Source organism: Dietzia sp. PP-33 (assembly GCF_033790845.1).
Classification (GTDB): Bacteria; Actinomycetota; Actinomycetes; order Mycobacteriales; family Mycobacteriaceae; genus Dietzia.
This window is the reverse complement of record NZ_JAMYEI010000007.1, coordinates 35,886-57,485: the sequence shown is the minus strand read 5'-3', so window position 1 is coordinate 57,485 and position 21,600 is coordinate 35,886. Positions and strand designations below refer to the sequence as shown.

The window sequence follows — 21,600 nt, the reverse complement described above, 5'->3', positions numbered from 1 at the left end:
TTCACTCATGACGCGAACAGCCGCATATCGGAATGGCGGTGACGCTCCGCGGCGATGTCGTGTTTCGGGGTCCAGGCCCTCGGGAGGGCGCCGTCGGGGACCGGGTTGGCCAGGAGCTCACCGAGACGTGCGGACGCACGGGTCATGAGCTGTTGGATGCTGCGATGCCCGCACAATCCCAGTCGCAGGGCGCTGCTCGAGTAGGTCGAGATGACCTGCCAGCCGTAGAGCGCCTCGATGTCCGCGAGAGACATCCCCCGGGTCTGTGCGACGGCGGCCTGTGCCACCGGCAGGTGGGCCCCCGCCGGGATCGCCTCCCGGAGTCGGGCGAGCTGCATGTCGCCGAGTCGTGCCCACACCCCGAGAAGCGCGTGGCCCGCACGACGCGACGATTTCCGTACGGACTCTCCGAGGAGGTGAACGTCGACCTGGTCGTCGAGAAGGGAAAGCCCGTCGGTGTCGCTGCACTGGTAGGCCCGGACAAGGAACACGCGATCGAAGGAGTTCCAGCGGTAGACGAGTGCCTCGTCGAGGAGGTCTTCCAGAGCGTCCACCGAGGTGACCCACCCCTCCTCCGCCAGCGTCTCCAACCCGGACGAGAACGAGCCGGACCCCGCCGCGAACGCCGGGTCGGCGTGGAGTAGGAGCTCGGTGCGTGACGCGATCGCCTTCATCGCTCACCCGCCGGGGCCGCCTCGTGCGCGTGCTCGAGCTCCTGGCCGTGGACGTGGACGTGGCCGTGTGCACCGTGACTGTGGGTGAGCGATTCGGGTGTGGCGGCGTCCGCGCCATCGGTCCCCGGGGCGGAATCCACGACCTCGATCACGCCGCTGTCGAGGAATCTCTCTATGCGTACGAGATAGTCGTCACGGGGCCCGTCGAGAAGCACCGTCGCGTATGCACCCGACATGCGGACCCTCCAGTGAAGGTGACCCGCGTGCCAACCCAGCTGGATACCCCCCTCCGCGTCGCGCGCCTTGAGGTGCAGCCTCTCGCTCTCCTGCGCGTCGATGACCACCGCGCGGGACCCGGTGAGCTCCAGGACCGCCCCGTTGGTGATCCTCACATTTCTGGAAAGTGCGATTCCGTATTCGATACCGTGTTGATCGACAGCCTTGAAGCGCCTACGTCCTAGCTCTGCCTGCGGCACCTTGAGCCGGATAATGCGTCCGGCGTCCTCCAGTGGCAGCAATGAGCTGCGGATCTCCGAATCGAATCGATGTCCGATGACATTGCGGAACGTCTCCATTGTCCAAGCCTAGAGTGGTGAGTCCGGACTAGGAATACGTCATTCGACCCATTTCCCTCATCGCTGCCTATCTCATGGCAACCGGGTTGTGGCGAAACCGTCACCCGCGAAGCATCGTGGAATTCAGTGCACCGTGGATTTCGAAGCCCAGTGGAAGCAGACGAGGTGGCAGAACCTGAATAGCTATTCTTATCGGGAGAAAGCCGGATGTCCGAGCAGGTATAGCCCATCTATCATCGCCATCCGTGTCACGGAACTGCGATTCGGCACACCCAGCTTCACGAGAATGTGCTCCACGTGTTTCGATATCGTCCGTGGGCTGGTGAACAGGCGCTCCCCGATCTCCGTATTAGAACACCCCTCGACGATTCCGGTGACGACCTCCGCCTGCCGCCGGGAGAGTCCGGCCGGCATCGGCCCTTCTCGCCACGACACGTAGAACCCGCCGATCCCTCGCCGTGCGCCCTCCACCCGGACATGCAGCGGCACCTCGGCGTCGTCGGGCCAGATCGCGAAACGCGTGACCTGACCCCGTGTCGGCCATGTCCGCAGAAGTACGGAACGGATGAGCTCCGCGACCTCGTGACTGTGTTCTGGTTCGAAGCTCGTCAGGTTGAGCCCGAGGTCGACCAGGAGCGCGCCATCCGCTTCGCTCCTGGTGCGTCGCTCACGGGTGCGGAAGAGGAACTCGCCCAACGCCGGAGCCGCAGCCGATAGTGCCGCTTTCTCCGCTTCCCCGGGTGGCCGAGGTGCGTCAGTATTCCCGGTGACCATCCCCACGTAGCGCTCCTGATGGAAGAGCGGCAGATAGATGCCCTCCCGGTACCCCAGTGGAAGGATGAACTCCTGGTAGAGGCACGAGTCCGCGCGGTTGATGTGGGCGTCGGTATCGGCCCACCCCTTGGGCCGCCTGTCCCTGTGGAGTGCGGGCCAGCACAGGTCGTCCAGGAACACCTGCCCGTTGAGCGCGTCCAGCAATTTCTGCGGGAACCGCTTGGTGTGCAGCGGCTGGTGAATCCCACGCTCCGGATCCCACTCCGCGATCTCCAACGATGGGTACTTTACGAATCTGTTGAGTTCCGAGAGGGCCTCGTCTGCAGCGGCGATCGGCGGAACCACGTCCGCCTGAGTCACGCGCACCGCGTTGAATGTTGCGTCGAGAATCGTCGTCGCTTTCATCGTTCTCTCCAAAACTCTCGTCCACGGGTACCGATCCGGCCTCCAGCCGTGGCGGGCACCGATGCACTGAAGTATGGCCACCGGCTACTGCCAACCGTGTCGACGCTGTGTTAATAGTTCGTAACGTTGGTTGCGACTTGTTGAATTCCCACCCGAGGGGTTTTCCGTGTGTCATTTCCGGCGGCCTCGAATGTGCCTGGTAATGAGCTGGATCACACTCGGCCACGGGGCACCTGCGGGTTGGCAGTGGCCCCGGTGAAATACGCACTATGACGTATTCCCAGAGCCTAGCGACCCTTTCTACTGTTCACCTCGCATTCAATTTCAGATTGGCGGCCAACCCCTTGGCGGCCGGTGGCTCAAGGAAAGGGCACGCATCTCATGCAGAAATCGGCTAAATCCCTTGGGTGGAAGCGTCGGACCAAAGCGCTTGCCGCGGGGCTCACGTTGTCCCTGGCCCTCGCCGCGTGTAGCGGCGGGTCTGGAGGCGGTGACAACCAGACGCTCATCATCGGAATCGAGTCCGAGGCAGACGTCCTCGACCCGCAGGTCGCCGGCGGCTGGGTGACGTGGCGCATCAACTCCCAGATGTACGAGCCTCTCGTGATGCACGATCTTCAGACCCCCTCCGAGGAGGCGCCCGTCCCCGAACTACGCCCCGGTCTCGCAGAGTCGTGGGAAGTCTCCGACGACGGTCTCGAGTACACGTTCAACATTCGCCAGGGCGTCACCTTCCACGACGGCACCGAACTTGACGCCGAGGCGGTCGAGTACAACATCCGGCGCATGTGGGATGAGTCGGCGCCGCAGTACAACGCCACCGCTGCCGGTCAGACGGTCTACGTGTGGCAATTCGTCGAGGACGTCGAGACCGTCGACGAGCACACGGTCGTCGTCCGGATGACCCAGCCGTTCTCCCCGTTCCTCCGCATGCTGGCGCAGGGCGGAAACGGCTCCACCGGCATCATCAGCCCCGCTGCGCTGGAGGAGCACGGCGAGGATATCGCCGAGAATCCGTCCGGCACCGGGCCGTTCTTGTTCGACGAGCGCGTTCGCGGCGAACGGATCACGCTGCTGCGCAATGACGACTACTGGGGCGACGTGCCAGAACTCGACAGCGTCATCTTCCGCCCGATCCCGGATCCCGCCGGCCGCTCGGCCGCGATCCGCAACGGTGAAGTGGACGTGATCGCAGTGCCCTCCCCGGACTCGGTCGAACAGCTCGTCGACGAAGGGTTCCAACTGTCAGACGGTGCGCCGCCCCACGTCTGGTACCTCTCCTTCAACATGCAGGACGAGTACATGTCGATGCCGGAGGTCCGGCAGGCCATCAACCTGGCCATTGACCGCGAAGGGATGGCCAGCGACCTCCTCCAGGGCACGGCCGAACCCGCGTATGACATCCAGGCACCAGCGAACGACGCCTACGTCGAGAGAACCGACGCGTACGCCCGTGACCTGGAACAGGCGCGTGCTCTCCTCGCGGAGGTCGGGCTTGAAGACGGCTTCTCGACCAGCCTTGCAACCTCGGTCGACGGATCCGGTCAGATTGTTCCGGCGCCGATGGCCGTGTTCATCCAGCAGAATCTCGCCGAGATCAACATCGACGTTGAGATCGAGACCATGGAGTGGATCTCCTACCTCGGGCGCTGGGGCGAAGGCGCCGGCGATGTCGGAATGATGCAGATGTCCTGGGGCATGGACACCCCGTATTGGCTGTACATCGTCACCTCGCAGGCCATGATCGCCCCGAACGGGCCGAATGTCGGGTACTACGACAACCCCGAACTCGACGCCGTCATGGAGCAGGCGATCACGGCGGCGACGGAGGAGGAGTCCATCGAGTACTGGCAGCAGGCCAACCAGATCGCCACGGAGGATGCAGCACTCGCACCGATCGTCAACGACCGCGCTCCGTACATTCTGGCACCGGAGGTCGAGGGCTGGGTCTCGGCGAGCCAGGAGTGGTACGACCTCACCGGCGTCAGCCTGAACTTCGAGGACTAGGCCATGCTGCTCGTGATTGGAAAGCGCCTCGCGTCGACCGTCTTCGTCCTGTTCGGCGTCGTGCTGATCGTCTTCCTGCTGTTGCAACTGGTGCCCGGTGATCCGGCCCGGACGATTCTGGGCGCAGGTGCGACGGAGGATGCTGTTGAGGCCGTCCGCCGGGACCTCGGTCTCGACCAGCCGGTGGTCATGCAGTTCTTCAGCTATCTGGGCGGGTTGCTGACCGGCGACTTCGGTCGCTCGCTGACCATCAACCAGCCGGTCCTCGACATCATCGTGCCGCGGTTCCAGAACACGATGGTGCTGTCGTTCGCGGCACTCGTGCTCTGCATCGTCATCGGTGTTCCGCTCGGAATCACCGCCGCCCGCAAGCAGTACGGCATCTTCGACCGCGTCTCGATGTTCGTGTCGCTGGCCGGAGCGAGTGTCCCGGTCTACTGGTTCGGTCTCATGCTGATCGGGCTCTTCGCCCTTCAGCTCGGATGGTTTCCGACGTCCGGTATGTCGAATCCGCGCAATCCCGACGGAGGACCGGGTGATCTCTTGCTGCACCTCGTGCTTCCCGCGATCGCCGCTGCAACCGTGCCGCTGGCTGTCATCGCCCGTATGACGCGCAGCGTGATGGTTGACACGATGGAGCAGGAGTACATCCGCACCCTGCGGGCCTCGGGCATCTCTGAGCGCTCCATTCTCTGGAGACACTGCTTCAGGAACGCGCTTCCTCCGATAGTCACGGTCATCGGTCTCCAGATCGGCTATCTCCTCGGCGGAGTGATCTTCGTCGAGGTGGTGTTCTCCTGGCCGGGACTCGGGTATCAGCTCTACACCTCGATCACGCAGAACGACATGCCGCTCGTCCAGGCCGGCGTCCTGTTCATCGCGCTCGTCTTTGTCCTCGTCAATCTGGTGACCGACGCGGCAGTCGGTGTGCTCGATCCCCGCACCCGCAGAAAGGTCACGGCATGAGTTCGATTCTCGGCACGTCCCCGGCTGTGGATTCGCCAGACGGCAACGGAAAAAAAGGAAGGCCGACAAGTGAGGCCGATCCTCAGTCTGGAGAACCTGCACAGCGGCCCTCGAGGGTGATGCTCGCGTTCCGCGCGTTCATGAGGGACAGGATGGCCGCTGTCGCGGCCGTCATCCTGCTACTCACGATCGCGGTGGCGATCTTCGCACCGGTACTCAGTCCCGACGATCCGACCATCGGAGACTCGGGGCGGCGACTGGAAGGGATCGGAACGGAGGGGCACGTTCTCGGACTGGACGGCCAGGGCCGTGACATCCTGTCCCGGCTGATCTGGGGTACCCGGTATTCGTTGTCGGTCGCGGTGTTCCCGGTCCTCGTCGTCCTCCCCGTCGCGCTACTCATCGGACTGGTGGCCGGCTACGCGAAGGGCCGGGTCGGTGAGACGCTCATGCGACTACTCGACGTCCTCTTCGCCTTTCCACTCGTACTGTTGGCCATCGCGCTGGCCGCGGTGCTCGGGGCAGGGCTCGGCAACGTGATGCTCGCGATCAGCATCAGCCTCATCCCCTACATGGCCCGGGTGGCGTATACGTCGACGGTCCAGGAATCGTCCAGGGAGTACATCGAGGCCGCCAGGGCGGGTGGAGCACGGACCCCGGAGATCCTCTTCAAGGAGCTGCTCCCGAACGTCGTCTCGCCCCTGGTGGTCTACGCGACCACGCTGTGCGGTCTCATGGTCGTCCTCGCCGCGGGCCTGAGCTTCCTGGGTGTCGGCATCATCCCGCCGACTCCCGACTGGGGGATCATGACCGCCGACGGCGCCGGAGTCCTGCTGGAGGGCTACGCGCACGTGGCCACCATTCCGGGTCTCGCCATCCTCGTGGTCGCTCTCTCGTTCAACCTGCTGGGTGACGGCGTCCGCGACGCCCTCGATCCCCGTAAGCAGACCACCTGATCCGCGTACTCAGGAAAATCCGCGTATTCAAGAAAGTGAGTGTGAGACCCCATGCTAGAAATCAACGATCTCAGCGTCGACTTCCACACTGACGGCGGCGTCGTCCATGCGGTGAAGAACGTGAACCTGTCCGTGGGAGAGGGGGAGATCCGAGGACTGGTCGGAGAGTCCGGTTCAGGAAAATCGGTCACCTCGATGACGATCCTGGGATTGCTCGGGACGCGGCGAGCGACGATCTCGTCCGGCGAGATCCTCCTCAACGGCTCGAACCTCCTGCAGATGTCACAGCGGGAGCTCGTCAAGATCCGGGGCAAGGAGATCGGCCTGGTCTCCCAGAACGCGCTCAGTGCCCTGGACCCGTCGTTCACCATCGGGGCCCAGATGGTGGAGGTGATCCGCCTACACCAGAGGCTGTCGAAAGCCGACGCCTACAAGGAGGCGGTCCGGGCGCTTGAAGGCGTGGCGATGCCGGATCCCGAACAGAAACTGCGGGCGTACCAGCACCAGCTCTCCGGCGGTCAGCGCCAGCGCGTAGTCATCGCCATCGCTCTCGCTGCCCGCCCGAAACTCCTGCTCGCCGACGAACCGACCACGGCTCTCGATGCGACCGTGCAGAAGCAGATACTCGACCTGCTACTCCAGATCAACAGCGAACTCGGTACCGCGATCCTCATGGTGACGCACGACTTCGGCGTGGTGTCGCACATGTGCGACACGGTCGCCGTGATGCGCAAAGGCAGCATCGTCGAGCAGGGCACCGCCCACCAGGTCCTCAGTGCGCCGGAGCATCCCTACACCCAGTCACTCATCAGCTCTGTTCCGAAGCTCCACCTCGATGATTCGGTCCGGACAATTCCCCGCGCGGAGCGCCGACTCCACGTCTTTCAGGAGGCCTGAACATGTCTGCCAGCGACACCAAATTCGTAGAAGTGATCAACCTGCGCAAAGTCTTCAATGTCTCGGGTGGCTTCGGCAAGAAGAGCCGGGAAGTCGTGGCCGTCGACGACATCTCGTTCCATATCCGAAGGGGTGAGTCGTGGGGGTTGATCGGTGAATCCGGTTCCGGAAAGACCACCACCGGTCGGATGATCCTGGGCCTCGAGGACGCCACCTCCGGGCACGTCGTGGTGGACGGTCACGAGACGACCAACCTGACGGGCGAGCGCATGCGACGGGTCCGACAGAAGGTCCAGGTCGTCTTTCAGGATTCCGGCTCGGCGTTCAACCCGCGCCTTCCGGTGGGACCGCAGGTCGGCGCGCCCCTGCGTCGCTTCGGTCTGTGCGACGGGAAGGAAGCCACCCGGCGGGTGCTGGAGCTGCTCGAGAAGGTGGGACTCGACGAGAGTCACTACGGCCGGTACATCCACGAGTTCTCCGGGGGGCAGCGGCAGCGGCTCGGCATCGCGCGCGCACTCACCACCGATCCCGAGTTCCTCGTCCTCGACGAACCCACCGCGGCGCTCGACGTGTCGGTGCAGGCGCAGGTGTTGAACCTCCTCAAGGATCTGCAGGCTGAACGAGGCCTCACGATGTTGCTCATCACCCACCACCTCGCTTTGGTGGAACACATGTGCGACTCCGCCGGGGTGCTCGACCAAGGGAGGTTCGCCGAGGTGGGCCCCGTCGACACGGTGTTCCGCAACCCGAAGAGCGAGGTCACGCGGAAGCTTCTCGACGCCGTGCTCGAACCGAAGGCGGCGTGATGGCGATGAGTCCCGACGCGATCGTGGGTCCATCGCACACCGTCGCCGATGTCGTGGCGCGGTACGCCGAGCTCGACCCGAAGATCAAGGCATTCGTGGAGGTGTTCGAGGCCGACGCACGGGCAGAGGCCGACGCCGTGATCGCGAGGGGGCTCACCGGCCCGCTCGCCGGGGTCCCTGTCGCCGTCAAAGATCTCTATGACGTCGCGGGCCGCGCCACACTCAGCGGCTCCAGGGCGGCCGCGGTCACCCCGATGGGCGCGGACTCCGCGGCAGTCAGGAAGCTCCGTGAGGCAGGGGCCGTCATCGTCGGCAAGACGGTGACACACGAGTATGCATTCGGAGCCATGTCGCCTCCCACCCGAAACCCGTGGAACCTCAACCGTGTGCCGGCAGGGTCCAGCGGTGGATCGGGCGCGGCAGTATCCGCAGGCATAGTCCCGGTCGGCATGGGCACCGACACCGGAGGGTCGATCCGGATGCCGGCGGCGGTGTGCGGCGTGGTCGGATTCAAGCCCAGCTTCGGGCTCATCAGCCGGACAGGCATCACCCCCTGCAGCCCGAGGCTCGACCACGCCGGTCCACTGGCCGCGAACGTCTCGCTCGCCGCGGCTGTCGTCGACGCCCTCGCCGGATTCGATCCGACCGATCCCGGGAGCCGACGGTTCCCTGCCCCCGAAGCGGTGGCCTCGCTGGACCGGGGCGTGGAAGGACTGACGTTCGGTATCCCTGAGAACTACTTCTTCGACACCTCGGACACGGATATCGCGGAGGCCGTCCACACGGCGGCGCGCGAGCTCGAGGCGGCGGGTGCGCGGCTCGTGCCCATCGTCTTCCCCACTCCTGAGGAGTGCGGCGACGCCGTGGTGGCGATCGCGGCAGCCGAGGCGGCTCTCTACCATCGCGAGCGGTTCGCCACGCGTCGTGTGGACTTCGAACCCGATGTCGCGGCAGCTCTCGACGCGGGTCTCGACCTGAGTGCCGTCGATCTCCTCGAGGCGCTCGAGTTCCAGGCGGCGCTCAAGAAGGCGTGCAACGCCATGTTTGCCGAGGTCGACGCCGTGATCACGCCCACCGTCGGCACGGAACCGCCGCCGTTCGGTGCGACGTCGATGGTGCTCGGCGGCCAGGAGATGTCCACCCTCTCGGGGCTCAACGCCTACACCGTCCAGGCCAATCTCCTCGGTGCGCCAGGGCTCGCCGTGCCCGCCGGGCTCACTCGCGGAGGAATGCCGGTGAGCATGCACATCATGACCGCGCCCGGCGCCGACGCGCTCGCGCTCGCCATAGGCCGGGCATACGAGAAACGAACCGACTGGGGTTCGTTGGTCCCGCCGCTCGCGGCGCGCTAGCTGCCGGACCGGGACATCGCTCCTGGTCCGCCCGACACCCCACGCTCACCGACTCCGGAGCATCACCGGCGTCTGGAAGAACCCCCGAGAACACATTTCAGAAGGAGAGATCCCATGTCAGGAACGCCGAAGGTATTCACGGAAGTGGCAGTCAGAGCACTGTTCGACTACGCCGACAGCAAAGTGACCGATGAGCGCTTGTCCGCCAAGCTCGCCGACTACGCACCGCTCCTGGAGATCGCGAACACCGAGCCGTTCCAGCCACTCGGTGACACCGCGCCCGCGACCGCCTTCAACGCAGGGTGGGAGTGACGACCATGGAACCGTATGAACTCAGCTTTATCGAGGCGTCAGACAAGATCGCCGCACGGGAGCTGTCCCCGGTCGAACTCACGGAATCCTCACTCAAGCGGATCCGCGAGGTCGAACCGGATATCCACGCCTACGTCACGGTCACCGAAGAGTTGGCGCTCGCGCAGGCCAGAGTGGCTGAGAAGGAGATCGCCGCCGGGAATTACAAAGGCCCTCTCCACGGTATCCCGCTCGGGGTCAAGGACCTCTACGACACCGAGGGGATCCTCACCACCTCGAGCTCGCAGGTCCGCGCCGGCCACGTGCCCGACGCCGACAGCGTCAGCGTGCAGAAGCTCACCGCAGCCGGCATGGTGGTCGTCGGCAAGACCCAGACTCACGAGTTCGCGTTCGGTGCGACCACACCCACCACCCGAAATCCGTGGGACACCTCGACAGTCCCCGGTGGATCGAGTGGAGGGTCGGGAGCCACTGTCGCCTCCGGTGGTGTGACCGTGGCTCTCGGCTCGGACACCGGCGGATCGATCCGCATCCCCGCTTCGGTCTGCGGCACGGTGGGCATCAAGCCGACGTACGGACGCGCCCCGCGCGTAGGAGTCGCGTCCCTTTCCTGGTCCCTCGATCATGTCGGGCCGCTCACCCGAAACGTCCGGGAGGCCGCGCTCGTGATGGCAGCGATGTCCGGCTACGACAGGCGCGATCCCGCAAGCGTCGCCAAGCCGGTGCCCGACTGGACAACTGACCTCGCCGGATCGGTGAAGGGTACCCGGATCGGTATTCCGAAGAACTTCTACAACGAGCGCGTGCAGTCCGAGATCTGGGACGCCTCGATGTCCGCTGCGAGCGTGCTGGAAGAGCTCGGCGCGGAGCTGGTCGAGGTCGAGATCCCCCTCGCGGACAAGGTGCTGTCCACCGCGTGGACCATCATGCTGGCCGAGGCGAGCGCGTATCACCAGGAGGCGCTCCGCACCACCCCGGACCTCTTCACCGACGAGGTCCGGACTCTCCTCGAGGTCGGCGAGGGCGTCCTGGCGACGAGCTACATCAACGCATTGCGAACCAGGACCCTCATGCAGCAGGGCTGGCGCGACATGTACTCCGACATCGACGTCCTCCTGGCGCCGACCCTCCCCGGCCCGGCCGTGAGTGCCGAGCACCCGTTCTTCGAGTGGGGGCCCGAGGACATCGAGGGCGCGACGACCGGTTACAGCCGCGTCTGCGCGCCTGCGAACCTCACCGGCCTCCCAGCCATCTCGATGCCCGTCGGATACTCGGACGAGGGCGGATTGCCGCTCGGCGCCCAGTTGATCGGCAGGCCGTTCCATGAAGGCGACGTGCTGCGCGTGGCCTCGGTCTACGAAGGCGCGACCGACCACATCGGAACCCTGGCGCCGCTGAAGGCGGCGGTATGAGTGCCGGCGGAGATCTGGCGTTCCTCGAGCTCACCGAGGTCGCGGAGCTCGTCCGCGGCCGGCAGGTCAGTTCGGTGGAGCTCACCGAGGCGATCCTCGAGCGCATCGACGCGTGTGACGACCAGCTCCGGAGCTACGCGACGGTCACCGGTGACGCCGCCCTCGAGGCGGCGCGCACCGCAGATGCCGATATCGCGCTGGGACGATACCGCGGCCCGCTGCACGGGATACCGGTGGCGGTGAAGGACCTCTGCCACACAGCCGACACTCCGACCGCGGCCGGCGGGACGATATTCGCCGACTTCGTGCCGCCGTGTGATGCCACCGTGGTGCGACGGCTGAAAGCGGCGGGAGCCGTCATCACCGGAAAGTTGCGGATGACCGAGGGCGCCTACGCCGAACATCATCCGTCGCTGCCGAGTCCGGTGAACCCGTGGGACGCCGACACCTGGACCGGGTCGAGTTCGAGCGGTTCGGGCGTCGCCACCGCGGCGGGGCTCTGCTATGCGTCGCTCGGCTCGGACACCGGCGGGTCGATCCGACTGCCGTCCGCGCAGAACGGCGTGACGGGCATCAAGCCCACCTGGGGGCGCGTGAGCCGGTACGGCGTCTTTGAGCTTGCCGAGAGCCTCGACCACATCGGCCCGATGACCCGCAGCGCGCGGGATGCGGGAGTGGTGCTGTCAGCTATCGCCGGTGAGGACCCGCACGACCCGACCGCAGCGCCGGTACCGGTGCCGGACTACGCCGGATACCTGCGACTCGACCATGCCCCCAGTGTGGGCATCGACTGGGACCTCACGGCGACATTCGACGAGCCGACACAGGCGATGCTGACAGAGGTCGTCAGGATCGTGGAGTCCCTGGGCTGGCGCGTCTACCCCATCGAGCTTCCGGATTTCCCGAGCATCAGTGCGGAATGGGAGAGCATGTGCGCGGTGGAGACCGCAGCCGCGCATTCCGCGACGTATCCGTCTCGCGCGAGCGAGTACGGTCCGGCACTGGCGCATCTCATCGACATCGGGCTCGGGCTCAGCGCGGTCGACTACCAGGCGTTGTTGTCGCGGCGACGGGCATTCACCGGGCGGTTGAAGCGGGTTTTCCACGACGTTGATCTCGTGCTGCTCCCCGGGGCGGGCCTCGCGTCGCCGACCACCGAGACGATGGCGTCGCTCGGCACCTCGCCCGAACTGTTGGCGGGCCTTCTGGTGCCGACGGCTCCGCTGGATATCAGTGGTACTCCGACGATCACACTCCCCGGCGGCGTCACCGAGAGGGGCACGCCGATCGGATTCCAGTTGTGCGGCAGCGACTTCTCCGAGCAGTTGCTCGTCCGCGCCGCGCATGCATTCCAGTCGGTGACCGACTACCACAAGAAGCACCCGGTACTGGAGAAGGCCACGGTGCCGGCGTGACCGTCCCTCGTGGCGGATCGTCGCCAACGGTCTTCTGGCGAAGCCCGTCCTGGTTCTTCCGGCGAGGCAGTGCGCCCTGAACACATCGCGGCAACGAGAAGGTCGTAGATGTCGCCGGGTAGATCCACGAGATGAATCGGAACATGTCCCCACAAGCCTATGAGCGAATGGCGCCTCGTCATCTTCTCGCTCTCGCAGTGTTCTGTGGGATATCCGCAAGCACCGTCTATATACCGCAGGCTCTGCTCACCAACATCTCGACGGATTTCGACGTGTCGCATCAGGCTTCCAGTGTGATCGCGGCGAGCACGCTGCTGGGATATGCCATCGGCATCCCCTTTCTCGTTCCGTTCGGTACCCGTGTCCGGTCCTCAGCGCAGGTAGCCGTTCAGGGGACTGTCCTCGCCGTGGCTCTTCTCCTCGCCGCACTGTCCCAGAACGTTGTCGCGGCGACACTTGCGTTCTTCGCCGTCGGGTTGGTGGGAAACCTGTCGCAGGTCATCATCCCGGCGGCGAACAGAATGTGTGCCCCCGAGAAGCGTGGGGCCACCAACTCCGTCCTCGTCGGCGCCCTGCTCATCGGATTGTTCGGTGGCAGGGCGTTGGCCAGCGTGTCCGCGGACTGGATCGGCTGGCGGGGGACCATCGGCGCGTGCGCACTCCTGGTCGCACTGACCCTCCCCACGACACTCTGGGCGCTGCGCCGTGCTGTCCCACCCGTCGGCAGCGCGCTGTCGCACTTCTCCCTGATGTCCGCAGCGCTCAGGGGAGCATGCGGGAACCCGGTTCTGCTCCGTGCCGCCCTAACCCAGTCACTCGTTCTCGGAGCGTTCAATTCGGTATGGGCGGTCATGGTCCTGCACCTCACCGGCCGTCCGCTCTCGTGGTCGGTGACGCAGGCCGGGCTGTTGGGTCTCGTCGGACTCCTGGCAGGTCTGCTGACCCCGTGGTCGGGCCGACTGATCGACGAGTACGGAGCCCGCCGGATGACCGGCTTGTTCCTGATGGTCCTCCTGCTCTCGTCTGCGTCGATCTATTTCACCCACAGTGCACCGGTGCTTTTCGGTCTGGTGCTCTTCTTCTCGACGTGGGCGACCCAGTCTGCGTTGTCCGGGAACCAGGTGCAGGCGCTATCCACGTCGCCCGAGCACTCGGCTCAACTCAATACCGCTTTCAGTTTCATCGTCTTCTTCATCGGCGGATTCGGCGGAGTCGTCGGCCCGCTGACTTTCACGATGGGAGGCATCTCCGCAGTGGCTGTGGAAGTTACCGCCCTGTCGTTCCTCGCGCTCCTCGTCTGGCGCTTCGGGCCCAGTGCCCGTCCCTGACCCCAGCGGGGACCGCGAGCTCGTCGCGAGAGGATTCCTCAGAGGAGGTCGGGCATCCCGCTGTCCGCGTACTGCAGCGGCATCGCAGGCGTGATCGTCTCCGCGTGCCCGGTCGTCATCCACAAGCTCGGTTGATCCACAGGTGGTCGCCTTGAAGCGGTCCTACCTCCCGGTGGGGCGAATCGGGGCCGCAGAGTGTGTGGCATGAACACCTCCACTTCTGTCCACCTGCGGACCCTCGGCTCGGGGGGCCTCGCGGAGCACTACGCGGACGAGCTACCGCCGGGACCCTTGACCACCGCCCAGCTCGCCACCGCCGTTCCCGACCCCCGGGACCGCGGCCGCTACCTGCGGATCTGGCACGGGCTCTACCGCAGGGAGGACCAGGTCGACGACCTGCGACTGCGCAGCGTGGCGCTGGCCCGGACCTGGCCCGAGGGGGTCCTGCGCGGTCGCAGCGCCGCTCTGTTGTGGGGCGACGACTCCGCCCCGGCCGACACCCTGCCGGAGATCTGGCTGCCCTCCACCCGTCGATCCCGTGAGGGACGGGTGTACCGCTACGGGGCGATGTCCGGGTCCGCCGTCACCGAACTCGGAGGGCTCCGCGTCACCACCCCGCTGCGCACGTGCCGGGACCTGGCCTGCGATCTGGAGACGGAGGACGCGGTGGTGGCGGTGGAGCGGGTGTGTGCGGCGGTCCCGGGGCTGGCCGGGTGCCTCCGGGCGGCGGCCGCACACCCGACCGGACGGGGCGCCCGACGATTCGCGGCCGTGGTCGCGGCGGTGGACCCGCGAGCGGGGTCCGCCGAGTCCACCCGCGCCCGGATCCTGCTGGCGGCGGCGGGATCCGGCGGGTTCTCCGAGGGGCACCGCGCGAGGATCGGCGGGCGCGACGTGCTCCTCCCACTGGCCGACCCGGCGGCCAGGTGCGTGGTGCTCACCCCGGGTGGGACGACGGGCCCGCTGGACGGGCCGGGCTCCGACCGCCTCCGGACGGGGCTGCGGCGCGCGGGCTGGGCCGTCCTGGTGGTGCGCGGGCCCGCCGGCTCCGAGACCCACCCCCGCTCCGACCCCCACAGCGGCGTCGTGGTCCCGCACCGCGCGGCGGCGGACGACGACGCCGGGAGCCGGGCGTTCGAGGTCCTCAGGTCGCGCTGGCCGGCAGCGGTGATGCTCCCTCCGCTGATCGGGGAGCCCGCCGCCGACCCGCTCGGGATGTGGGAGACCCGATGCCCGTGACCGGGTCTTTCGCCCGGGGGCGGTGTCAGCGGGTGTAGTCGGTGGCCCGCTCGTAGCGCGCCTGCTCGTCCCAGACCCGGCGGAGGAGCTGCTCGAGCTCCCAGACGTCGCCCTCGGAGCCGAAGTACTTCCGGTCGATCGTCTTGAGCTTGTCCTCGTTCTCGAGGATCCTGCTCCACAGCCGGGCCCGCTCGACCGGGTCGTCGGCGAAGTCCTTGTTGACGAACTCGTACGAGTACCGCTTGAGGTTGCCCAGGACGGTGAGCGCCTTGCCCGCCGGGCTCACGAGCGAGGCCACGATGGTGACGACCAGCACGCCGATGATGATGCCGAGAGAGAGGAAGGTGGGCACCTCCACCACGTTGACGTGCTCGCCCTCGTTGATGAACGGCAGGTTGTTCTCGTGCAGCGCGTGGAGGATGAGCTTGACGCCGATGAAGCCGAGGATCGCGGCCAGGCCGTACTTGAGGTAGACGAGGCGGTCGAGCAGTCCGTCCAGGAGGAAGTACAGCTGGCGCAGTCCGAGCAGCGAGAACGTGGTGGCGGTGAACACGATGAAGACGTTCTGGGTGAGACCGAAGATCGCGGGGATCGAGTCGAGCGCGAACATGATGTCGGTGCCGCCGATGGCCACCATGACGATCATCATCGGCGTCATGACGCGCTTGCCGTTCTCGATGGTGAACAGCTTGTCGTGGTCGTAGTGGTCGGTGGCCGGGATGAACTTCTTGGCCAGGCGCACCACGACGTTGTCCGCGTCGTCGTCCTCGTCGTCCTCCGCCAGGAGACGGCCCGCGGTGATGAGCAGGAACAGGCCGAAGACGTAGAACAGTGCCGCGAACTGGTTGAGCAGCGCCGCACCCACGAAGATGAAGCCGGTCCGCGCGATGATCGAGAAGACGATGCCGAACAGCAGCGCCTTCTGCTGCCCGGCCCGCGGCACCTTGAAGCTGGTCAGCAGCAGCAGGAAGACGAAGAGGTTGTCCACCGACAGGGCCTTCTCGGTGATGTACCCCGCGAAGTACTCCACGCCCATGTCGGTGCCGCCGAAGATCCAGACCAGGAAACCGAAGACGATGGCGATGCCCACGTACAGGGCGGACCAGATGGCCGACTCCCTGAGCGTTGGGATGTGCTCTTTTCGCACATGGAAGAAGTAGTCGAACAGCAGCAGTCCGATGATCAGACCGACGGACAGCGACCAGGCGAGCGGGGTGGCTCCCAACGGGGATCCTTTCCGAGGAGGGCCGGGGACCGGACAATCCTACGCGTCTCCGGCGGAGCCGACGTCCTCCGTCAGTCCCTGCGCCGGATGAACATCGTGTGCTGCGCCTCGACGACCGTCGTGCCCCGACTGTCCGTGACCACCGCGGTGTGGAGGACGCTGGTACTGGGCCGGGTCTCGAGCTGCTCCCGGATGGCGTCCGCTTCCTGGTCCGGGACCTCCACCACGCAGCGCAGCCGGCCCCGGCCGGGGGACCGGAAGTCGATCGTCGCGCTCTTGGTCCAGACCTGGTACCCGCCGCCGAGGCGTCCGGACAACAGGGCCCCGTAGAGCACGTCGGTCGCGGCGAACAGGGCTCCGCCGAACGCGGTGCCGTTGGTGTTGGCGGTCCAGGGGGCCACGTGCATGCTCAGTTCCCCGCGGCTCCAGTCGGGAGCGATGTGCCGGATCCGGATCCCCGAGCCGAGCAGTGGGGGATAGAGCGAGGCCAGGAGTGGGAACGCGCGGGGGCTGGAGGTGTAGCGGTGCAGCATCGTCTTGGGCACCCACCGATCCTAACTTACTCGCGGGTCAGTTCTGGCCGGACGGGCGCGCACGCTGCCCCGCCCCTGGACAAAAGGCCGCAATTTGTCTACTTTCGGGGTGGTAACCATCGAGCAGGAGGCGTGACATGAAGATCATCGTGGATCCGGACCGCTGTGAGGGACAGGCCGTGTGTGTGGGCCTGGCTCCGGCGGTGTTCGCCCTGGGGGACGACGACGAGGTGGTGCGCCTGCTCGTGGACGACGTCCCCCCGGAGCACGAGAAGCGCGCCCGCAAGGCCGTCCAGAAGTGCCCGATGGCGGCGCTCACAGAGGCCTGACGGGCCACGCTCCCGGGTCGCGGCCGGTCAGCGCCAGCGCCGTGTCCCGGTCTGACACGTCCGGGTCGTCGTAGCCGGGCACCGGCGGGTCGAACAGCTGCGGGGCCGGGTCGTCGGCGAGGTCGGCCCGGACGAACTCCAGTACGGCCCGGTCGAGCTCCTCGCCCCACCGCAGGTCGATCCGCTGGGAGACGGCCAGGTCCCACGCGTGAACGGCCAGGTCGAAGGTCTGTTGGGCGAGGTAGTGCCCCATCGGGGCCTGCCCGTACGAGAGCTGGACCTCGTCGTCGGCGTCCGTCCCGCGCCAGGCCGCCGCGACCGGCGCCCGTACCGAGCGCCACTCCTCCACCAGGTCGGGGCCGGAGGCGTCGTGGAGGCGTCGCAGGCGGTCGGAGAGGTCGTCCGCCACCTCCTCGACGGTGCCGCCGGCCAGCAGGCCCGGCACCCACAGCTGTTCGTCCACCACGTGGGCCAGGACCTCGCGCGCGGTCCAGTCGCTGCACGGGGTGGCCGCATCCCAGTCGGTCACGGCGGGCAGCAGCTCGTCGTAGAGGTCGGCGGCGAGGGCCTGCAGGGCGATCCAGTCGGTCATGTGTCCATGGTGCGCCCGCTGGCCCGGCGGCGTCGACCTTCGGGGCGACCCGGCACCGGTCAGGGCTTGTCGAAGCGCTCGCCCGCCCCCAGGCGCTGGAGGCGCATCCACTCGCGCAGGCCGGCCGGATCGCGCCGGGTCACCAGGAAGTACCAGCCGAAGCGCAGGATCTCCTGCGGGATGAGCCGCCGGTTCCCGGGCTGGGTGAGGACGTAGCCGCGGTTGCGGTAGGTGAAGTGCCGCTTGACCGGATCGTCGGGGAACTGGGTGTGCATGCGCCCACCGAGGATCGGCTTGAACTCGTCAGAGCCCTGTGGGTGCAGGTACGCGGTGGTCAGACAGGTGCCGAAGGACAGTCCGGAGCGCACCAGGCGGCGGTGCATCTCCACCTCGTCGCCGCGGATGAACAGCCGCAGGTCCGGGACCCCCACGCGGTCTAGACAATCGGAGGTGAACAGTGCGCCGTTGAAGAGCGAGGCGATGCCGGGCAACAGATCCGTCTGGGGCTCTCCCGTGCCGTCGGCGACCAGCTCACTGCGCCAGCGCCGCCACACCACACCGCGCCGCAGTGGGAAGGCCAGCCGATCGGGCTCGGCCAGGTCGCACACCACCGGCGAGACCTCCGCCAGCCCGTGCCGGTCCATGCAGCCCATCAGCGTGGCCAGGACCTCCGGGCCCTCGGGTCGGCCGTCGTCGTCGGCGCACCACACCAGGTCGGCGCCCGCCGCCAGGGCGTGCAGCATGCCCAACGCGAACCCGCCCGCGCCACCGAGGTTGTGCCTGGAGCCCAGGTAGGTGGCCTCCACGGGTTGCGATTCGACCAGCTCGCGCACGTCCTGCTCGTCGGCGTTGTCCACCACCACCAGGTGGTCGACGGGGCGGGTCTGCCCGCACACCACCTCCAGCGAGGCGCGGAGCTGCTCGAGCCTGCGGTGGGTGACCACCACGGCCACGACCCGCCGTGCGTCCCCATCGGGAGCGCCGTGCGCACCGGTCGACTCAGCCCTCACGCGTCATCCTCTCCATGTACTCGGAGATCGATCGCCCGGCCTCGGGGCCCTCGTAGGCGGTGACGATCTCCTCGATGCTCCCGCGTTGCCGGATTCGCCCGTGGTCGATCCACATGGCCGAGTCGCACAGCTGGGCCAGGAATTCGTTGGAGTGGGAGGCGAACACCAGCATGCCGGACCGCGAGACGAGGTCGGCGAGCTTGATCCGTGCCTTCTTCATGAACTCGGCGTCCACGGCGCCGATGCCCTCGTCGAGCAGGAGGATCTCCGGGTCGATCGAGGTCACCACGCCCATCGCCAGCCGCACGCGCATGCCGGTCGAGTAGGTGCGCAGTGGCATGTCCAGGTAGTCGCCGAGCTCGGTGAAGTCCGCGATCTCCTCGATCTTGGCCTTCATCTGCTTGCGGCTCTGCCCCAGGAACAGGCCGCGGATGATGATGTTCTCGTAGCCCGAGATCTCCGGGTCCATGCCCACGCCCAGGTCGAACACCGGCGCCACGCGGCCACGGATCCGGGCGGCGCCGCGGGTGGGCTCGTAGATGCCGGACAGCAGCCGTAGGAGGGTGGATTTGCCGGCACCGTTGTGCCCGACCAGGCCGATGCGGTCCCCCTCCCGGAGGGAGAGGGTGATGTCCTTGAGGGCCTCGACGACGACGACGTTGGACGCGTTCCGACCGATGGCGCCACCCGCCGAGCCGAGGACCGCCTTCTTGAGGGAGCGCGATTTGGCGTCGAAGATCGGAAAGTCGACGCACGCGTCCACACAGTCGATGGACACGCCGCCAGGGGTGGGGGCTGCGGGGCTCATGGGATGACTCTCCTATACCCAGTACGGGACTCGGGAGCGGAACTTCCGCAGTGCAGCGAAGGCCAGGACGAGGCCCACGGCCGTGCAGGCCAGGACGATCCACCAGTGGTAGGGGGCGGTGGGTTCGCCGAGCATGGGGGCGCGGACGATCTCCAGGTAGTGGTACAGCGGGTTGAGCTCGGCGATGCGGGCGCGGTCGGCGATCTCCCCGCCCTGCTCGTACAGCGTCTGCGTGGTCCACACGATGGGGGTCATGTAGAACAGCAGCTGCACCATGGAGTCCAGCAGGGGCGCGATGTCGCGGAAGCGGGTGGCGAGGATGCCGAAGAGCATGGCCACCCAGACCCCGTTGACCATCAGGACCACCAGCCCCAGGACGGCCAGCAACAGATCCCAGCCCAGTGGCCGCGGGTAGATCAGCATGAGCACCACCCAGATGCCCAGGTTGTGGCACAGGAACAGGAACTGCCGCCACACCAGCCGGTAGACGTGGACGCTCAGCGCGCTGGGCAGCTGCTTGATCAGGCCCTCGTTGGAGATGAAGACCTCGGAGCCCTCTTTGATGCAGCCGGAGATGAAACCCCAGAGGATCAGCCCCACGGTGACGTGCGGCAGGAACTGGGCCAACGGGATCTGGAAGAGGATCGAGTACAGCAGGCCCAGCGCCACGGCCATGACACCGGTGGCGATGGTGATCCACAGCGGGCCCAGGGTGGAGCGGCGGTAGCGCTGTTTGATGTCCTGCCAGCCCAGGGAGAGCCACAGTTCCCGCTGGCTCAGCCCCTGACGCAGGTCGGCCACGGCCCGGCGGAAGGTGTGGGAGTCGTTGACGATCTCGCCGCGGACGCGCTCGTCGGGGAGCGTCGCCGCAGCGGGGTCGGGAGTGGGCTGGTCCTGCACGAAGGCGAAGCCTACTAGAGGTGTGGGCGGTGGCAGCCCCGCAGACAGGGCGCGTACACATGTGTCATGACGACCAGCACCCAGATCCAGCTCGTCAGCCGTCCCCGCGGCTGGCCGACCCATGACGACTTCCGCACCGTCGTCGTCGACCTCCCCGACCTCGCCGAGGGCGAGGTGCGCGTGGCCAACGAGTACCTCTCCGTCGACCCCTACATGCGCGGCCGGATGAACGAGGGCCGGTCCTACATCCCGCCGTTCGAGCTGAACGAGACGATGACCGGCGGCGCCGTCGGACGTGTCGTGGAGTCCCGCTCCGACGCCCACCCGGTCGGGGCGGTCGTGATGCACGACCTCGGCTGGCGGGACGTCGCCCAGGGCGACGGCCGGCAGTTCCGGGTGGTGCAGGAGATCGAGGGCGTCCCGGTCTCCGCGTACCTGGGGATCCTCGGGACCACGGGCCTCACGGCGTACGTGGGGCTCCTGCACATCGGGCGGTTCCAGAAGGGCGAGTCCGTCTTCGTCTCCGGTGCCGCCGGGTCGGTCGGTTCGGCCGTCGGGCAGATCGCCCGGCTCATGGGCGCCTCGAAGGTCGTCGGTTCGGCCGGCAGCGCGGAGAAGGTCGAGAAGGCCACCAGCAGCTACGGCTTCGACGCCGCCCTCAATTACAAGGACGGTCCGGTCCGCACGCTCCTGCGCGAGCACTTCGGCAACGAGAACGGCCAGGGCATCGACGTCTACTTCGACAACGTCGGAGGTGACCACCTCGAGGCCGCGCTGGACCTGATGAACGACGACGGCCGCCTGGCCCTGTGCGGCGCGATCAGCTCGTACAACGCCACCGAGCGCACGCCCGGCCCGGACAACATGTGGCACGCGATCACCCGCGGGCTCACGCTGCAGGGGTTCACCGTCAACAAGTACATGCACGTGTTCAAGGAGTTCGCGGAGAAGGTCGGGCCGTGGGTGGCCTCGGGCGAGATCGTCTTCGACGAGACCGTGGTGGAGGGCATCGACAACTCGGTCGACGCGTTCCTCGACCTCATGCGTGGCGCCAACGTCGGGAAGATGCTCGTCAAGATCTAGAG

The 21,600-nt window shown here is 66.9% G+C and carries 22 protein-coding genes; 13 read left to right on the top strand and 9 right to left on the bottom strand.

Translation table 11 applies throughout. The features are described 5' to 3' along the window. Positions 1-5: 5 nt before the first annotated feature. The 3 genes from NJE57_RS12985 to NJE57_RS12975 form a co-directional block, all read right to left on the bottom strand. Positions 6-674 (bottom strand): urease accessory protein UreF, encoded by a 669-nt coding sequence (locus tag NJE57_RS12985; protein WP_319028868.1) that lies wholly within the window; start codon positions 672-674, stop codon positions 6-8. Continuing rightward, on the bottom strand, positions 671-1,249 hold the full coding sequence (locus NJE57_RS12980) for a hypothetical protein (RefSeq protein WP_319028867.1): 579 nt from the start codon (positions 1,247-1,249) through the stop codon (positions 671-673). Before NJE57_RS12980 ends, NJE57_RS12985 begins: the two co-directional genes overlap by 4 nt. A gap of 189 nt (positions 1,250-1,438) precedes the next feature. Next, positions 1,439-2,509 carry a helix-turn-helix transcriptional regulator gene (locus NJE57_RS12975; protein ID WP_319028866.1) on the bottom strand — a complete coding sequence of 357 codons (1,071 nt, stop codon included), beginning with the start codon at positions 2,507-2,509 and terminating at the stop codon, positions 1,439-1,441. Positions 2,510-2,809: 300 nt separating this feature from the next. Here NJE57_RS12975 and NJE57_RS12970 point away from each other — a divergent pair, with 300 nt between their 5' ends. From NJE57_RS12970 to NJE57_RS12920, 11 genes are all read left to right on the top strand, one after another. Further along, entirely contained in the window at positions 2,810-4,435 is a 1,626-nt protein-coding gene (locus NJE57_RS12970; protein ID WP_319028864.1) for an ABC transporter substrate-binding protein, read from the top strand. A 3-nt stretch (positions 4,436-4,438) separates the two neighbouring features. Continuing rightward, entirely contained in the window at positions 4,439-5,401 is a 963-nt protein-coding gene (locus NJE57_RS12965; protein ID WP_319028863.1) for an ABC transporter permease, read from the top strand. Then, complete coding sequence (locus NJE57_RS12960; protein WP_319028862.1) at positions 5,398-6,357, top strand: ABC transporter permease; 960 nt, start codon at positions 5,398-5,400, stop codon at positions 6,355-6,357. The genes NJE57_RS12965 and NJE57_RS12960 overlap by 4 nt, the downstream gene beginning before the upstream one ends. Before the next feature lie 51 nt (positions 6,358-6,408). Next, entirely contained in the window at positions 6,409-7,254 is an 846-nt protein-coding gene (locus NJE57_RS12955; RefSeq protein ID WP_319028861.1) for an ABC transporter ATP-binding protein, read from the top strand. 2 nt (positions 7,255-7,256) lie between these two features. Continuing rightward, a complete protein-coding gene (locus NJE57_RS12950) occupies positions 7,257-8,060 on the top strand; it encodes an ATP-binding cassette domain-containing protein (protein WP_319028859.1) in 804 nt (267 codons plus the stop codon). After that, positions 8,060-9,412, top strand: a complete 1,353-nt coding sequence (locus NJE57_RS12945; RefSeq protein ID WP_319028858.1) for an amidase — start codon at positions 8,060-8,062, stop codon at positions 9,410-9,412. The genes NJE57_RS12950 and NJE57_RS12945 overlap by 1 nt, the downstream gene beginning before the upstream one ends. Before the next feature lie 144 nt (positions 9,413-9,556). Beyond that, positions 9,557-9,724 carry a hypothetical protein gene (locus tag NJE57_RS12940; protein ID WP_319028857.1) on the top strand — a complete coding sequence of 56 codons (168 nt, stop codon included), beginning with the start codon at positions 9,557-9,559 and terminating at the stop codon, positions 9,722-9,724. Positions 9,725-9,729: 5 nt separating this feature from the next. Next, positions 9,730-11,136, top strand: coding sequence for an amidase (locus tag NJE57_RS12935; protein WP_319028856.1), 1,407 nt, complete (start codon positions 9,730-9,732; stop codon positions 11,134-11,136). Further along, positions 11,133-12,551, top strand: coding sequence for an amidase (locus tag NJE57_RS12930; protein ID WP_319028855.1), 1,419 nt, complete (start codon positions 11,133-11,135; stop codon positions 12,549-12,551). The genes NJE57_RS12935 and NJE57_RS12930 overlap by 4 nt, the downstream gene beginning before the upstream one ends. A 131-nt stretch (positions 12,552-12,682) precedes the next feature. After that, on the top strand, positions 12,683-13,879 hold the full coding sequence (locus NJE57_RS12925) for an MFS transporter (RefSeq protein WP_319028853.1): 1,197 nt from the start codon (positions 12,683-12,685) through the stop codon (positions 13,877-13,879). Positions 13,880-14,083: 204 nt separating this feature from the next. Next, a complete protein-coding gene (locus NJE57_RS12920; protein WP_319028852.1) occupies positions 14,084-15,118 on the top strand; it encodes a hypothetical protein in 1,035 nt (344 codons plus the stop codon). 25 nt (positions 15,119-15,143) lie between these two features. Here NJE57_RS12920 and NJE57_RS12915 read toward each other — a convergent pair whose 3' ends face one another. After that, a complete protein-coding gene (locus NJE57_RS12915) occupies positions 15,144-16,343 on the bottom strand; it encodes a TerC family protein (RefSeq protein WP_319028851.1) in 1,200 nt (399 codons plus the stop codon). Between the two features lie 71 nt (positions 16,344-16,414). After that, positions 16,415-16,888, bottom strand: a complete 474-nt coding sequence (locus NJE57_RS12910; RefSeq protein WP_319028850.1) for a DUF4442 domain-containing protein — start codon at positions 16,886-16,888, stop codon at positions 16,415-16,417. Positions 16,889-17,013: 125 nt separating this feature from the next. Here NJE57_RS12910 and NJE57_RS12905 point away from each other — a divergent pair, with 125 nt between their 5' ends. Then, complete coding sequence (locus NJE57_RS12905; RefSeq protein ID WP_319028849.1) at positions 17,014-17,205, top strand: ferredoxin; 192 nt, start codon at positions 17,014-17,016, stop codon at positions 17,203-17,205. Here the strand turns inward: NJE57_RS12905 and NJE57_RS12900 are convergent. Genes NJE57_RS12900 through NJE57_RS12885 form a run of 4 tightly spaced genes read right to left on the bottom strand, consistent with a single transcriptional unit; the run spans position 17,192 to position 20,515 of the window. After that, complete coding sequence (locus tag NJE57_RS12900) at positions 17,192-17,797, bottom strand: TIGR03086 family metal-binding protein (RefSeq protein ID WP_319028848.1); 606 nt, start codon at positions 17,795-17,797, stop codon at positions 17,192-17,194. The two genes, NJE57_RS12905 and NJE57_RS12900, sit on opposite strands and share 14 nt — an antisense overlap. A 59-nt stretch (positions 17,798-17,856) precedes the next feature. Continuing rightward, positions 17,857-18,807, bottom strand: a complete 951-nt coding sequence (locus NJE57_RS12895; RefSeq protein ID WP_319028847.1) for a glycosyltransferase family 2 protein — start codon at positions 18,805-18,807, stop codon at positions 17,857-17,859. Continuing rightward, positions 18,797-19,615, bottom strand: a complete 819-nt coding sequence (locus NJE57_RS12890) for an ABC transporter ATP-binding protein (RefSeq protein WP_319028846.1) — start codon at positions 19,613-19,615, stop codon at positions 18,797-18,799. The genes NJE57_RS12895 and NJE57_RS12890 overlap by 11 nt, the downstream gene beginning before the upstream one ends. A gap of 12 nt (positions 19,616-19,627) precedes the next feature. Further along, a complete protein-coding gene (locus NJE57_RS12885; RefSeq protein WP_319028845.1) occupies positions 19,628-20,515 on the bottom strand; it encodes an ABC transporter permease in 888 nt (295 codons plus the stop codon). A gap of 66 nt (positions 20,516-20,581) precedes the next feature. Between NJE57_RS12885 and NJE57_RS12880 the strand changes: the two genes are divergently transcribed. Beyond that, a complete protein-coding gene (locus tag NJE57_RS12880; protein ID WP_319028844.1) occupies positions 20,582-21,598 on the top strand; it encodes an NADP-dependent oxidoreductase in 1,017 nt (338 codons plus the stop codon). Positions 21,599-21,600: the final 2 nt, after the last annotated feature.

What these genes read in the sequence shown, in the direction of transcription:
- NJE57_RS12930 (WP_319028855.1), top strand. Translation starts at nt 11,133, where the DNA reads ATGAGTGCCGGCGGAGATCTGGCGTTCCTCGAGCTCACCGAGGTCGCG.
- NJE57_RS12970 (WP_319028864.1), top strand. Translation starts at nt 2,810, where the DNA reads ATGCAGAAATCGGCTAAATCCCTTGGGTGGAAGCGTCGGACCAAAGCG.
- NJE57_RS12920 (WP_319028852.1), top strand. Translation starts at nt 14,084, where the DNA reads ATGAACACCTCCACTTCTGTCCACCTGCGGACCCTCGGCTCGGGGGGC.
- NJE57_RS12935 (WP_319028856.1), top strand. Translation starts at nt 9,730, where the DNA reads ATGGAACCGTATGAACTCAGCTTTATCGAGGCGTCAGACAAGATCGCC.
- NJE57_RS12880 (WP_319028844.1), top strand. Translation starts at nt 20,582, where the DNA reads ATGACGACCAGCACCCAGATCCAGCTCGTCAGCCGTCCCCGCGGCTGG.
- NJE57_RS12900 (WP_319028848.1), bottom strand. Translation starts at nt 17,797, where the DNA reads ATGACCGACTGGATCGCCCTGCAGGCCCTCGCCGCCGACCTCTACGAC.
- NJE57_RS12905 (WP_319028849.1), top strand. Translation starts at nt 17,014, where the DNA reads ATGAAGATCATCGTGGATCCGGACCGCTGTGAGGGACAGGCCGTGTGT.
- NJE57_RS12980 (WP_319028867.1), bottom strand. Translation starts at nt 1,249, where the DNA reads ATGGAGACGTTCCGCAATGTCATCGGACATCGATTCGATTCGGAGATC.
- NJE57_RS12890 (WP_319028846.1), bottom strand. Translation starts at nt 19,615, where the DNA reads ATGAGCCCCGCAGCCCCCACCCCTGGCGGCGTGTCCATCGACTGTGTG.
- NJE57_RS12985 (WP_319028868.1), bottom strand. Translation starts at nt 674, where the DNA reads ATGAAGGCGATCGCGTCACGCACCGAGCTCCTACTCCACGCCGACCCG.
- NJE57_RS12950 (WP_319028859.1), top strand. Translation starts at nt 7,257, where the DNA reads ATGTCTGCCAGCGACACCAAATTCGTAGAAGTGATCAACCTGCGCAAA.
- NJE57_RS12945 (WP_319028858.1), top strand. Translation starts at nt 8,060, where the DNA reads ATGGCGATGAGTCCCGACGCGATCGTGGGTCCATCGCACACCGTCGCC.
- NJE57_RS12965 (WP_319028863.1), top strand. Translation starts at nt 4,439, where the DNA reads ATGCTGCTCGTGATTGGAAAGCGCCTCGCGTCGACCGTCTTCGTCCTG.
- NJE57_RS12925 (WP_319028853.1), top strand. Translation starts at nt 12,683, where the DNA reads ATGAATCGGAACATGTCCCCACAAGCCTATGAGCGAATGGCGCCTCGT.
- NJE57_RS12960 (WP_319028862.1), top strand. Translation starts at nt 5,398, where the DNA reads ATGAGTTCGATTCTCGGCACGTCCCCGGCTGTGGATTCGCCAGACGGC.
- NJE57_RS12955 (WP_319028861.1), top strand. Translation starts at nt 6,409, where the DNA reads ATGCTAGAAATCAACGATCTCAGCGTCGACTTCCACACTGACGGCGGC.